The 12,488-nt window shown below is 60.5% G+C and carries 11 protein-coding genes; 7 read left to right on the top strand and 4 right to left on the bottom strand.

The window, feature by feature from the left end; genetic code table 11:
- The first annotated feature begins 32 nt into the window (after positions 1-32).
- The 3 genes from cysM to AC1D11_RS05335 all read left to right on the top strand — a co-directional run bounded on the left by cysM (position 33) and on the right by AC1D11_RS05335 (position 1,917).
- Positions 33-935 (top strand): cysteine synthase CysM, encoded by a 903-nt coding sequence (gene cysM, locus AC1D11_RS05345; protein ID WP_477647323.1) that lies wholly within the window; start codon positions 33-35, stop codon positions 933-935.
- A gap of 120 nt (positions 936-1,055) precedes the next feature.
- Positions 1,056-1,622: an NUDIX hydrolase gene (locus tag AC1D11_RS05340; RefSeq protein ID WP_477647322.1), complete on the top strand. Its 567-nt coding sequence runs from the start codon at positions 1,056-1,058 to the stop codon at positions 1,620-1,622.
- 67 nt (positions 1,623-1,689) lie between these two features.
- Positions 1,690-1,917 carry a sulfurtransferase TusA family protein gene (locus AC1D11_RS05335; protein ID WP_477647321.1) on the top strand — a complete coding sequence of 76 codons (228 nt, stop codon included), beginning with the start codon at positions 1,690-1,692 and terminating at the stop codon, positions 1,915-1,917.
- An 18-nt stretch (positions 1,918-1,935) separates the two neighbouring features.
- On the opposite strand, the gene galU is transcribed toward AC1D11_RS05335, so the two are convergent.
- Complete coding sequence (gene galU / locus AC1D11_RS05330; protein ID WP_457279474.1) at positions 1,936-2,856, bottom strand: UTP--glucose-1-phosphate uridylyltransferase GalU; 921 nt, start codon at positions 2,854-2,856, stop codon at positions 1,936-1,938.
- A 124-nt stretch (positions 2,857-2,980) separates the two neighbouring features.
- Here galU and AC1D11_RS05325 point away from each other — a divergent pair, with 124 nt between their 5' ends.
- Positions 2,981-3,997 (top strand): NAD(P)-dependent oxidoreductase, encoded by a 1,017-nt coding sequence (locus AC1D11_RS05325; protein ID WP_477647320.1) that lies wholly within the window; start codon positions 2,981-2,983, stop codon positions 3,995-3,997.
- Between the two features lie 302 nt (positions 3,998-4,299).
- On the opposite strand, the gene AC1D11_RS05320 is transcribed toward AC1D11_RS05325, so the two are convergent.
- The 3 genes from AC1D11_RS05320 to AC1D11_RS05310 all read right to left on the bottom strand — a co-directional run bounded on the left by AC1D11_RS05320 (position 4,300) and on the right by AC1D11_RS05310 (position 9,337).
- Positions 4,300-7,236 (bottom strand): valine--tRNA ligase, encoded by a 2,937-nt coding sequence (locus AC1D11_RS05320; protein WP_477647319.1) that lies wholly within the window; start codon positions 7,234-7,236, stop codon positions 4,300-4,302.
- A 113-nt stretch (positions 7,237-7,349) separates the two neighbouring features.
- Positions 7,350-7,532, bottom strand: a complete 183-nt coding sequence (locus tag AC1D11_RS05315) for a DUF2783 domain-containing protein (protein ID WP_477647341.1) — start codon at positions 7,530-7,532, stop codon at positions 7,350-7,352.
- 14 nt (positions 7,533-7,546) lie between these two features.
- Complete coding sequence (locus AC1D11_RS05310) at positions 7,547-9,337, bottom strand: FAD-dependent oxidoreductase (RefSeq protein ID WP_477647318.1); 1,791 nt, start codon at positions 9,335-9,337, stop codon at positions 7,547-7,549.
- A 608-nt stretch (positions 9,338-9,945) separates the two neighbouring features.
- Here AC1D11_RS05310 and AC1D11_RS05305 point away from each other — a divergent pair.
- The 3 genes from AC1D11_RS05305 to AC1D11_RS05295 all read left to right on the top strand — a co-directional run bounded on the left by AC1D11_RS05305 (position 9,946) and on the right by AC1D11_RS05295 (position 12,421).
- Positions 9,946-10,368 (top strand): rubrerythrin family protein, encoded by a 423-nt coding sequence (locus AC1D11_RS05305; RefSeq protein WP_477647317.1) that lies wholly within the window; start codon positions 9,946-9,948, stop codon positions 10,366-10,368.
- A gap of 103 nt (positions 10,369-10,471) precedes the next feature.
- Complete coding sequence (locus AC1D11_RS05300) at positions 10,472-11,821, top strand: (Fe-S)-binding protein (protein ID WP_477647316.1); 1,350 nt, start codon at positions 10,472-10,474, stop codon at positions 11,819-11,821.
- Between the two features lie 9 nt (positions 11,822-11,830).
- Positions 11,831-12,421, top strand: coding sequence for a DUF3501 family protein (locus AC1D11_RS05295; RefSeq protein ID WP_477647315.1), 591 nt, complete (start codon positions 11,831-11,833; stop codon positions 12,419-12,421).
- Positions 12,422-12,488 lie beyond the last annotated feature (67 nt).

The following is a 12,488-nucleotide window of genomic DNA, read 5'->3' as shown; positions in this document are numbered from 1 at the left end:
AGCGAAGCCTCAAATTATGGCACAGTGTGGCCATGAACTATCCAACCATTGAAGACGCGATTGGCAAAACGCCTCTGGTCGCGCTGCAACGCATTTACGCCGCCGAAAACGCCGCCCGCGGCAATGTCATCCTGGGAAAGCTCGAAGGCAACAACCCGGCCGGTTCCGTGAAAGACCGCCCGGCGCTGTCGATGATCAAGCGGGCAGAGGAACGCGGCGACATCAAACCCGGCGATACATTGATTGAAGCCACTTCCGGCAACACGGGCATTGCACTGGCCATGGCCGCGGCGATCAAGGGCTACAAGATGGTCCTGATCATGCCGGAAGACCTGAGCATCGAACGCGCCCAGACCATGAAGGCTTTTGGCGCCGAATTGATCCTGACACCGAAAAGCGCCGGTATCGAATATTCCCGCGACCTGGCCGACCAGATGCAAAAAGAAGGCAAGGGCCGGGTGCTGGACCAGTTCGCCAACCCGGACAATCCACGCGTCCATTACGATACCACCGGGCCCGAAATATGGACAGATACGTCAGGCAAGGTGACACATTTTGTCAGTGCGATGGGCACGACCGGCACGATTACCGGCGTTTCTCGCTATCTGAAAGAGAAAAACCCGGCCGTCAAGGTCATCGGCGCCCAACCCAGCGAAGGATCCCGCATTCCCGGCATCCGCAAATGGCCACAAGAGTACCTGCCCAAGATTTATGACCCCCGCCAGGTCGATGAACTGGTGCTGGTGAGCCAGGCTGACGCTGAAGACATGTGCCGGCGCATGGCGCGCGAGGAAGGCATTTTTGCCGGCATCTCGGCGGCCGGGGCGCTCTGGGTCGCGCAAGAAATCGCCAAAACCGTGAAAGATGCCGTGATTGTTTTTGTCGTTTGTGACCGCGGTGACCGCTACCTGTCGACCGGGGTCTTTCCGGCCTGAGTCGGTCTTAAGGTGTAAAACGGGCTGTAGCTGATATGGAACGGGCGCAAGCAGCTATTAAAAAGATAGCGAATTGCGCGCCTCAAGATCCTCTTTTTTCTTCCTCTTTCCTTTCTGACCATGACCCACGAATTCAGGTTTTGCCCCAACTGCGCGACGCCGCTGGCCATGGTCTCGCAGATGGAAGACGGTGGCGAGAAGGCGCGCCTGCGTTGCCCGGCCTGCGGCTACACCCACTGGAACAACCCCACGCCCGTGCTGGCCGCAGTGATCGAATACAAGGGCCAGGTTTTGCTGGCCCGCAATGCCGCCTGGCCCGGCAAGATGTACGCGCTGATCACCGGTTTCATGGAGGCCGGGGAAACGCCCCAAGGCGGCATTGCGCGTGAAATCAAGGAAGAAACCAGCCTGGACACCACGTCGCTGGACCTGATCGGCGTCTATGACTTCCAGCGCATGAACCAGATCATCATTGCCTACCACGCCGTCTGCACGGGGGATGTCAGCCTGTCGCCAGAACTGGTGGACTACCGGCTCTACGACCTGGACAAGCTCAAATGCTGGCCTGCGGGCACGGGTTACGCGCTGGCCGACTGGCTGCGCACGCGCGGCCATGAGCCTGAGTTTGTGGATTGGGCTACCGTGCTGAGCAAGGTGGAACCGGACGGCGACAGCAAGGCCGGGTAAAACCGGATATTGCCGGGTAGAAGGGGCTTTGCGCTTTGCTTAAAATCGCGGCAACCCAAGGATCTTCATGAACATTGACAAAGAACTCGACACCCGCGGCTTCAATTGCCCGCTTCCCATCCTGAAAGCCAAAAAAGCGCTGACGGAAATGCTCAGCGGCCAGCTGCTTCGAGTTGTATCAACCGACGCCGGCTCTACGCGTGATTTCCAGGCATTTGCCAAACAAACCGGCAACGAACTGGTCGAGCAGCAGGTTGCCGGTAGTGACTTTATTCACGTTTTAAAGCGGCGCTGATTCTGTAACAGGTGGTTATCAGGCTACCTGCTTGCGGCGTTCCCGGCCCGACCAACCAATTTGCAGGTTGTCCAGGTAATTCCGGAAATACACACCCACTTCTGGGTGCTCCAGAGCCAACTCTACGGTCGCTTCCAGGAAGCCTTCCTTGCTTCCGCAGTCATAACGTTTGCCTTCGTACTGGAAGGCATACACGCTCTCCTGGCCCAGCAGGCTTGAAATTCCGTCGGTGAGCTGCAGCTCGCCGCCCACGCCGGATGTCTGCTTGCGGATGTGCCCAAAAATCGCGGGCGTCAGGATGTAGCGTCCGGCCACGCCCATGCGTGAAGGTGCCACCTCAGGCGCCGGTTTTTCGACAATCCTTTTGACTTTCATGAGGCCGGTGCTGGCGCCTTCCGTGGCTACGATGCCGTAACGGCGGGTTTGATCGAGGGGGACCTCCTGCACCGCCAGAATGGATTGCTGGACCTCGGCAAATTGCGCCGCCATCTGGGCCAGCACGGGCTGGCCGCCCTTCGGACCGACCATCAGGTCGTCGGCCAGCAACACGGCAAAAGCCTCCTGGCCCACCAGGTGCTCGGCACACAGCACGGCATGGCCGAGGCCCAGCGAGCGGGGCTGACGCACATAGGAAAAATTCATGTCGTCCGGTTGGACAGAGCGCACCAGTGATAGCAGTGCGTGCTTTTGGGCTACTTCAAGTTCGTTCTCTAGTTCATAAGCAGTATCGAAGTGATCTTCGATGGCCCGTTTATTGCGTCCAGTAACAAAAATCATGTGTCGGATGCCTGCGGCGTAGGCTTCTTCCACTGCGTATTGGATCAACGGCTTGTCCACCACAGGGAGCATTTCCTTGGGTTGGGCCTTGGTGGCTGGCAGAAAACGGGTGCCGAGACCAGCAACCGGAAAAACGGCTTTATTTAATGTAAATTTTTGCATCGACTTTGACCGAATAAAAGCCTAAAGTGTTGCGTTGTTGGTACAGCGCATGGGTCGGACAAATGCCCGAATCTGCGTGAGCACAGCACGCAATCGAGAGTTTGCAGGAAAAAGGATTGACTGAGTGGACATCTTACTTCTTGATGCGTTAGTGCCCGAAGCAATGGCCTGGCTTGAAACCCGGCATGGCGTCGCCTACCATCCAGAGCTTGCCGACGATCTGACATCGCTGCGCAAGATCGCGTACAAAACCAAAGGCATTGTTTTTCCGCGCCAGACTGTGGTCACGCGCGAGTTCCTCGATTTCCTGCCCAGGCTCAAGGCCATCGGGCGCCTGCACGTGGGTACCGACAACACCGACCTGGAGGCCTGCAAGGAGCGCGACATCAAGGTCGTGCATGCCAGCAGCGCCAACGTCCGCTCCAACGCAGAATACCTTTTGAGCAGCCTGTTGTTGCTGTACCGCCGCGGCCTTGTCTCGGCCTTGATGGGACGCCGCCATCCCACGACGCAAATGGGGCGCGAGCTTCATGGCAGCACCGTGGGCATTCTGGGCCTGGCCCCGACGGCGCACACGCTGGCCGGCATGCTGAGCGGGCTCGGCGTGCGGCTTGTCGGCTATGACCCTGCGGTTCATCACACTGCGCCCATTTGGGAGCGCCTGCGCATACAGCCTGTTTCGCTGCCTGAACTGGTCAGCCAGTCTGACGCGGTGTCTGTGCAAATGCTGTATGCCACGCGTTTCCGGGGTTTCGTGAACGACAAACTCCTGGCGGGCTGCAAACGCAACCAGTTGTGGGTCGGCATCAGCCGCAGCGAATTGTTTGATGAGGGCGCACTGGCCGCTGCGCTGTGCGACGGCCGCATTGAAGCCTGCATCCTGGATGGCGCTGAAGCAAGTTTTCTGGGCGATGCTTCACCGCTCAAAGGATTGAAGAACCTGTTTGTTACGCCCCGCCTGGGTTCCCACACACGCGAGGCACGCCTGCGCTCGAGCTGGTATGTAGCCCATCGTATGCATGAAGCCCTGGGCACGCAGCACAGCGGCATGGACCAGTTGACCAGCACCCCTATGGGTCTGGAGTCGCCGGGCAGTGTCCCGCCGTCGCAGTGGTCTGAACCCGAATTCATGATCAGATAGATGTTGGCCCCCACGTTCGCTCACTTCGTGTAGCTCTCTGCCCCCGAGGGGGCGCTGCGCCTGCGGCCCGGCAAAGCCGGTTCCGCGGAGTGATAGAAGCCCCCACGTTCGCTCGCTACGCGTAGCTCTCTGCCCCCCGAGGGGGTGCTGCGCCTGCGGTTTGGCAAAGCCAGTCCCGCGGCCCCTGCTGGTGAAGAGGGCCTCTATTTTTGACGGGCATTGCTGATCTTGTTAGGGCTCGCTTCGCATTTCAAACAATAGAAAGCCCCGCATTGCGGGGCTTTTTACTGAGTGGCTGTCGCTTATTTCAAGCGTGCCAGTTGTTCGCGAATCTTGGCCAGGGCGGCTAGGTTATCGGCCAGGCGCTTGCGTTCCTGTTCCAGCACGGCCGGGGGCACCTTGTTGACGAAGGCTTCATTGGCGAGCTTGGTTTCGGACTTGGTGATCTCTCCTGCCAGCCGAGCCTCCTCCTTTTGCAGGCGAACCTTTTCCGCCGCCAGATCGACTTCCATGTAAAGGCACAGGCGCGCTTCGCCGACGATGGCCACAGGTGCAGACTGCGCCGCAGCGGCCCAACTGGCTTCGTCGTCGAACACCTTCACTTCGCTGAGCTTGGCGAGTGCCTTGAGCACCGGGGCGACGCCCTGCATGAAGGCGGTGTCGCCCAGCACGTAAAGCGGCATGCGGGTAGCCGGCGACACCTTCATTTCACCGCGCAGGTTGCGGCAGGCGTCTACCAGCGTCTTGAGTTTGGCGACGTGCGCTTCCGCCTTCTCGTCGATCTTTTCAGGCTGGCTTTGCGGGTACGGTGCTACGCCGATGAACTTGCCGGTCTTGCCCGCGACGGGCGCCACGGTCTGCCACAGCTCTTCCGTGATGAACGGAATGACCGGGTGCGCCAGGCGCAGGATGGCTTCGAGCGTGCGGATCAGCGTGCGGCGCGTGGCGCGCTTTTGCGCGTCCGTGCCGGTCTGGATTTGCACCTTGGCGATCTCGAGGTACCAGTCGCAGAACTCGTCCCAGACGAACTGGTAAATGCTTCCGGCGACGTTGTCCAGGCGATAGTCGGCAAAGCCCTTGGCCACATCGGCTTCCACGCGTTGCATGGTCGATGAGATCCAGCGGTCGGCCTGCGAGAAGCTCAGGTAGTTGTGAAACTCTCCGCCGGGTGCGCATTGTTCTTTGGTGTGCTCTTCGAGCCCGCAATCCTGTCCTTCGCAGTTCATCAGCGTGAAGCGCGTCGCATTCCACAGCTTGTTGCAGAAGTTGCGATAACCCTCGCAGCGTTTGCTGTCGAAGTTGATGCTGCGGCCCAGGCTGGCCAGCGAGGCAAAAGTGAAGCGCAGCGCATCCGCGCCGTAGCCGGGGATACCGGCCGGAAATTCTTTCTCGGTGTTCTTGCGCACCTGTGGCGCGGTCTCGGGCTTGCGCAGGCCTTGCGAGCGTTTTTCCAGCAAGGGCGCCAGTTCGATGCCGTCGATCAGATCGACGGGGTCCAGCACATTGCCTTCGGACTTGCTCATCTTCTTGCCCTGCGCGTCCTTCACCAAACCGTGGATGTACACGTGTTTGAAGGGCACCTGGCCGGTGAAGTGCGTCGTCATCATGATCATCCGGGCGACCCAGAAGAAGATGATGTCGTAGCCGGTGACCAGCACGCTCGATGGCAAAAAGAGATCGAGTTCTTTAGTCTTCTCGGGCCAGCCGAGCGAGGAGAAAGGAACGAGTGCCGATGAGTACCAGGTGTCCAGCACGTCTTCATCGCGCGTGAGTTTTTTACCGGGCGCCTGCGCCTGTGCTGCCGCTTCGTTTTCAGCGACATAGACCTTGCCGTCTTCGTCATACCAGGCCGGGATCTGGTGGCCCCACCAGAGCTGGCGCGAAATGCACCAGTCCTGGATATTGTTCATCCACTGGTTGTAGGTGTTCACCCACTGCTCGGGCACGAACTTCACGTCGCCGCTGGCCACCGCATCGCGCGCCTTTTGCGAAATGGATTTTCCGGTCGGGTCTTGGTCGCTTACCTTGCTGAGCGCCACAAACCACTGGTCGGTCAGCATGGGTTCGACCACCGCGCCGGTGCGCGCGCACACGGGCACCATGTTTTTGTGCGGCACGGCTTTTTCGAGGAAGCCCTGGGCTTCCAGGTCTTTCAGCACGGCTTTGCGGCAGTCATAACGGTCCAGGCCCTGGTATTGGGCGGGCCCGTTTTCGTTGATCTTCGCGTCCAGGGTGAAGATGGTGATGAGCGGCAGGTTGTGGCGCAGGGCGACCTGATAGTCGTTGAAGTCGTGCGCGCCGGTGATCTTCACCACGCCGCTGCCAAATTCGGGGTCAACGTAGTCATCGGTGATCACCGGAATTTTCCGGTCACACAGCGGCAGGTCGACCATCTTGCCGACCAGGTGCTTGTAGCGTTCGTCGTCCGGGTGCACCGCCAGCGCACCGTCGGCCAGCATGGTTTCGGGCCGTGTGGTGGCAATGTGCATGCCGCGCAGCGCCGAGCCGTCAGCGGCTTTTTGCGGGCCGTCGCTGAAGGGGTACTCGATGTGCCACATGAAGCTGTCGCGCTCTTCGTTCTCGACTTCCAGGTCGGACACGGCGGACTTGAGGATCGGGTCCCAGTTCACCAGGCGCTTGCCGCGGTAGATCAGGCCCTGCTTGTAAAGCTGCACAAAAGTCGAGGTGACGACCGTCGACATCTTCGGGTCCATCGTGAAGTACTCGTGCTTCCAGGCCACCGAGTCACCCATGCGGCGCATCTGGCGCGTGATGGTGGTGCCGGACTCTTCCTTCCACTCCCACACCTTCGCGACGAAATTCTTGCGGCCCAGGTCGTGGCGGCTTTTACCCTCGCCCTGCAGCTTGCGCTCCACCACGATCTGCGTGGCGATGCCGGCGTGGTCGGTGCCGGGCACCCACAGCGTGTTGTGGCCGCGCATGCGGTGGTACCGCGTGAGCGAATCCATGATGGTCTGGTTGAAGGCATGGCCCATGTGCAGTGTGCCCGTCACGTTGGGCGGCGGCAGCTGGATGGAGAACGAGGGTTTGGACGCATCCAGCGTGGGCTCGTACTGGCCGCTTTGCTCCCACTCGGGGCCCCAGCGGCTTTCAATGGCGGCCGGCTCGAAGGACTTGGCCAGGCCGTCCAGCCCCGGTGTGGCGACTTTCACGGCCTCAGGAGCAGTGTTGGCGGTATCTGCAGGGGTGGCAAGGGTGGGGGCGGCAGCGTTGGTCATGGGGCAATGAAAAACGGCATCGAAGGGATGCCGCCTTGGGTTGGGTGAAACTCCGCTGATTTTATTCGACTGGGGCTTGCCGCTGCGCTTGCCGGCCGTTGGCCTTGTAGCGCTCAGTCCTGGCGGGCTGCGGCCACGCAAGCCTGCAGTACCGCGGTGTCGCCCAGCTGGTTGGCCATCAGCAGGATCAGCCGGGCGTTGAGCAGCTCGGATTCCTCCCGGGAGAGGCCCTGGTGGGCGTCCAGCAGGCATTCGTAAAACGCATCGGCGTCCTGAAAATGCAGGCGGGTGGTCATTGGGGTGTCTTGCTTCATGATGCATCCCTTGTTGCGTGGCCGGCGCCCGCACCCATGGCGCTTGCGACGGCGTGGACCACCGAGGCATCCACGCTTTCGCCGGTGGCCGCCATATGGCCGTCGGGCCGCAGCAATGCCCAGGCATGCCCAAAAACATGGCAGGTCGCCTGCAGATGGCCTTCGCGGTCGATCACGTGCTCCCTTGCTGCTGCTTTCTCGCCGGGCCCCAGCACTTGCACGCAGCGCACGCACGCTTCCCTGGAAAGCGCCGCCAGCCGCACCAGCCCTGCGGCAGACACATCGCCAAACACCAGCAGCAGCAGGCGCCCCTGAGCCCAGGCCAGCAAGTCCAGCAGTTCACCTGGGCTGCCGTCGGCCCAGGTGAAGCCCACGTTCTGCGTGGCCCGCCCGCCGCCAGAGCCGCAAACGCTGGAACGCGTGTAATGGTTCGGCGCCGACATGCGCCCGGTGTTGACGAGCTGGCGCGCAAACAGGTGTTCGCGCGCCAGCCCCAATGCCGCCGTGCGAAACAGCCGCTCCGCGCCGTCGGCCGGCCGCAAAAAGCGTGCGGTGCGGTTGGTGACCAGCACGTTGTGCTTTGCCGCCTCGTGCCGTTCATGGTGATAGCTGTCGAGCAGTGCGGGCGCGGCGCGGCCTTGCAGCACAGCGGCCAGCTTCCAGGCCAGGTTGTCGGCGTCCTGCACACCCGAATTGCCGCCGCGTGCGCCGAAGGGGCTCATCACATGGGCTGCGTCACCGGCAAAAAACACGTGGCCGTGGCGCAGGTTGTCCAGACATTCGCTGCGATATGCATAGGGGCCGACCCAGACAATCTCGTAGTCGGCGTCGTCCAGCACCTGGCCCGCCTGGCTTTTGAACTGCGCCTTCAGGCGTGCGCGCACCACGTCTTCGCGGCTGACTTCTTCCGGGTTGGCGTGCGGCGGCATCTGGTAGTCGATGCGCCAGACGCCGTCGGCCATCAGGTGCTGCCATACGGCGCGCCCTTCGTTAAAAGGCGCTTCGATCCAGGTGTGGCGCTCCACCGGAGGCGGGTTTTTAAAACGCACATCGGCAATGCACCAGCGATCGTCGCCTTTTTGCGCGGTGACTGCCGCGCCGCACCAGGCGCGAAACGGGCTGCGCGAGCCCGTGCAATCGATCACATGTTCGGCCTGCAGGGTGTAGGCGCCCGCTGGCGTTTGAAGCTGCAGCGTCGCGAAGTCGTCGTTCTGCCCGAAGGCCGTGACGCGGTGGCTCCAGCGGAGATCAATGAGGCGGTCCTCAGGCGCGGGTCGGTAGAGCTGCTCCACCAGGAAGCCTTCGACATAAAACTGCTGGATATTGATAAAGGGCGGTTGCCGGCTCAGTGAATGCGTCTGCTGCTGGCGCAGGTCAAACGAATACACCTCGTCGGCGCCGGCGAAGGTGCGGCCCACGCTCCATTGCACGCCTTTGGCGGCGATGCGCTCGTAGATGCCCAGGCGCTTGAAGATTTCCAGGGTTTTCTGGGCATAACAAATGCCGCGCGACGACGCGCCCTTCACTCCCACGGTATTGTCTTCATCCAGCAATACGGCTTTGACTCCGTAGTGCGCCAGCGCGCAAGCCAGGGTCAGGCCGGTGATGCCGCCGCCCACGATGACGATGGGGTGCCGTTTGACCTCGCCTGTTTGCAGCTCGGGCGGTTCCACAAACGGGTATTCGGGCAGGGTGTAGCCCGTGCCTTGGGCAAATTCATAGCCGTTGGTGAACGCGGCCGCCAGTGTGGCCGCAGCGGCGCTGCCTTTTGTGCTTGTCTCCGGCATGGATTGTTCCTGCGGTTCTTACGTGTTTCAGGCGTTTTAGCCATTCTGGACGGGCGCGAGCAGCTATCAAAAGAATAGCAACTGCGGGACGCCGGAATGCACTTCTCCTGGAGGCCCGCTCCGGTGGGCCGCTCTGACCGTATTGTTTACCTATCCGTAATAAATTTACCATAACGTAATTCAACGATGAATTTGCTGCCGTACGTCGCTGGCTATGGGTTGCCACTTCTTTAATTTTTTAAATTTATTGATAATATAAATTTGATAGTTTTTATCAATGTCATGCATTGATTCCGGCAATTAGACGAATCCCTCCAACAGGTCTATGGTGTTTAGGGCCTGTTAAAGCTATTTATGCAAATGCGAGTGGCGGCTTTCTCACCCCACTCCCTCCGGGTTGCGATCAAAAAGGCCTTGCGCGGCGTTGCAAAGCCTTGACGGGGCGTACCCGCCTGCGTTTTGCGCCTTGCTCAAAGCCTTTTTGACTCGCAACGCATCTTGCATAAATAGCTTTAACAGGCCTTAGTCTTCGGTCCTGCGCCAGAAGTCGGGTGTGGGTTTGAAGCATTGGCGATTTGTTCGTTCATCAACCCACGAAGGAGATTTCCATGGCTGCTCTTAAAGGCTCCAGGACGGAAGAGAACCTGAAAGCCGCATTTGCCGGCGAATCACAGGCCAACCGCCGCTACCTGTATTTCGCGAACAAGGCCGACGTTGAGGGCCAGCCCGATGTCGCGGCGCTGTTCCGCTCCACTGCAGAAGGTGAAACCGGCCACGCCCACGGCCACCTCGAATGGCTGGAACAATGCGGCGACCCCGCCACCGGCCTGCCGTTTGGCGCCACGCGCGACAACCTCAAGTCCGCTGTGGCCGGTGAGACCCACGAGTACACCGACATGTACCCCGGCATGGCCAAGACCGCGCGCGACGAAGGCCATGATGAAGTGGCCGACTGGTTTGAGACCCTGGCAAAAGCCGAACGCTCACACGCGAATCGCTATACCAAGGCCTTGGCTGAACTGGTTGACTGATTGATCCCTCGCTGCGCCGCCAAGGCGTGGCGGGTTTTGGAAAAGATTCCGCACGAGAGTCTTTTCTCAAATCCCACCTGAGATTCAAAAAGAAGAGGCAAGCATGGCCACAGAAGGCAACCTCCAGGCGCCCACGCGCCACGCGATCGACTGGAAAAACCCGGACTTCTACAACGAGGACGCGGCCCTGCACGAGATGGAGCGCATCTTCGACATCTGCCACGGCTGCCGCCGCTGCGTGAGTTTGTGCGGCGCCTTCCCCACGCTGTTTGACCTGGTCGACGAAAGCAAGACCGGCGAAGTCGACGGCGTGGACAAGAAGGACTACATGAAAGTGGTCGACCAGTGCTACATGTGCGACCTCTGCTACATGACCAAGTGCCCCTATGTGCCGCCGCACGAATTCAATCTCGACTTTCCCCACACCATGCTGCGCGCCAAGGCCATCAAGTTCAAGAAGGGCGAAGTCGGTGCGGGTGAAAGGTTTTTGTCCTCCACCGACGTGCACGGCCAGTTCGCCGGCATCCCCATCGTGGTCCAGGTGGCCAATGCGGTCAACAAGACCAAACCGGCACGCGCCGTGATGGAGAAAGTATTGGGCGTTGACAAAAATGCCTGGCTGCCCGACCTGGCCACGAAGAAATTCCGCTCAGGCGCGCTTGAGTCGCCGCCGCATGCGGTGAAAGACGGCGCCAAAACGCCCGGCAAGGTGGTGATCTATTCCACCTGCTACATCAACTACAACGAGCCCGGCATAGGCCACGACCTGCTCAAAGTGCTGGACCACAACGAGGTGCCCTACGTGCTGGTCGAAAAAGAAAAATGCTGCGGCATGCCCAAGCTGGAGCTCGGCGATCTGGCTTCGGTGAACACCAGCAAGGAGGCCAACATCCCGGTGCTGGTGGAGTACGCCAAAGAAGGCTACGCCATCCTGAGCGCCGTACCCAGCTGTACGCTGATGTTCAAGCAGGAGCTGCCGCTGATGTACCCCGACGACGCCGACGTGCAGCTCGTCAAGGAGCATATGTGGGACCCATTTGAATACCTGATGGCCCGCAAGCGCGACGGCCTGCTCAAGACCGAATTCAGCACGCCGCTGGGCAAGATCAGCTACCAGATCCCCTGCCACGGCCGCGTGCAGAACATCGGCAAGAAAACCGAGGAAATGCTCAAGATGGTGCCGGGCACCAGCGTGCACACGCATGAGCGCTGCTCGGGCCATGCCGGCACCTTCGGCGTGAAGGTGCCCTACCACCAGCAGGCCATGAAGATCGGCAAGCCGCTTTTTAAAGCCATGGCCAGCCACAAAGACGGCGGCCTGCCCGACGTCATCAGCAGCGACTGCCCGCTGGGCGGCCACCACATCGCCCAGGGCTTTGACGTCAACAGCCTGGGCGCGCCACCGCAAAAGCACCCGCTCACGCTGATACGCACGGCCTACGGCCTGAAATGAGATCACACCATGAAGACCACCGGAAAGATCACGCGCGAATCCCTGATGACGCTGGAGGCCTACAGCAAGTACCGCAAGGAAAACAAGCCCGCCATCATCGCCCACCGCAAGCTGCGCAGTGTGCGCCTGGGCGAGCACATCAACCTCCAGTTTGAAAGCGAAACCAGCATCCGCTACCAGATCCAGGAGATGCTGCGCGTCGAGAAAATCTTTGAAGAGGAGGGCATAGAGCAGGAGATCGAAGCCTATGCGCCCCTGATGCCCGACGGCAGCAACTGGAAGGGCACGCTGATGCTCGAGTACCCCGACGTCAACGAACGCAAGCGCGAACTGGCCCGGTTGATCGGTGTGGAAGACCGCATGTTCATCGAGGTCGAAGGCCATGCCCGTGTCTACGCCATTGCCGACGAGGACATGGACCGCGAGAACGACGAGAAGACCTCGGCCGTGCACTTTGTGCGCTTTGAGCTGGACGCGGTGATGTGCGCGGCTGTCAAGGCAGGCGCAAGCGTGAAACTGGGCTGCGACCACACGCATTACCCGGCGCACACCACGATTGCAGCGGAAACGCTCGCCTCTTTGGCCAGCGACCTGCAGTAGTTGAAGGCTCATGGCCGTGGCGCCGCCCTCCTGTCGTAAAGTGGGGGTTTCGCCTTACTTGCCTCAC

This window comes from Polaromonas sp. P1_E11, from assembly GCF_056405995.1.
This window is presented reverse-complemented; position numbering and strand designations above follow the sequence as displayed.

Coding starts and splice junctions, on each gene's coding strand:
- cysM (WP_477647323.1), top strand. CDS start 33: ATGAACTATCCAACCATTGAAGACGCGATTGGCAAAACGCCTCTGGTC.
- AC1D11_RS05340 (WP_477647322.1), top strand. CDS start 1,056: ATGACCCACGAATTCAGGTTTTGCCCCAACTGCGCGACGCCGCTGGCC.
- AC1D11_RS05335 (WP_477647321.1), top strand. CDS start 1,690: ATGAACATTGACAAAGAACTCGACACCCGCGGCTTCAATTGCCCGCTT.
- galU (WP_457279474.1), bottom strand. CDS start 2,856: ATGCAAAAATTTACATTAAATAAAGCCGTTTTTCCGGTTGCTGGTCTC.
- AC1D11_RS05320 (WP_477647319.1), bottom strand. CDS start 7,236: ATGACCAACGCTGCCGCCCCCACCCTTGCCACCCCTGCAGATACCGCC.
- AC1D11_RS05315 (WP_477647341.1), bottom strand. CDS start 7,532: ATGACCACCCGCCTGCATTTTCAGGACGCCGATGCGTTTTACGAATGC.
- AC1D11_RS05310 (WP_477647318.1), bottom strand. CDS start 9,337: ATGCCGGAGACAAGCACAAAAGGCAGCGCCGCTGCGGCCACACTGGCG.
- AC1D11_RS05305 (WP_477647317.1), top strand. CDS start 9,946: ATGGCTGCTCTTAAAGGCTCCAGGACGGAAGAGAACCTGAAAGCCGCA.
- AC1D11_RS05300 (WP_477647316.1), top strand. CDS start 10,472: ATGGCCACAGAAGGCAACCTCCAGGCGCCCACGCGCCACGCGATCGAC.
- AC1D11_RS05295 (WP_477647315.1), top strand. CDS start 11,831: ATGAAGACCACCGGAAAGATCACGCGCGAATCCCTGATGACGCTGGAG.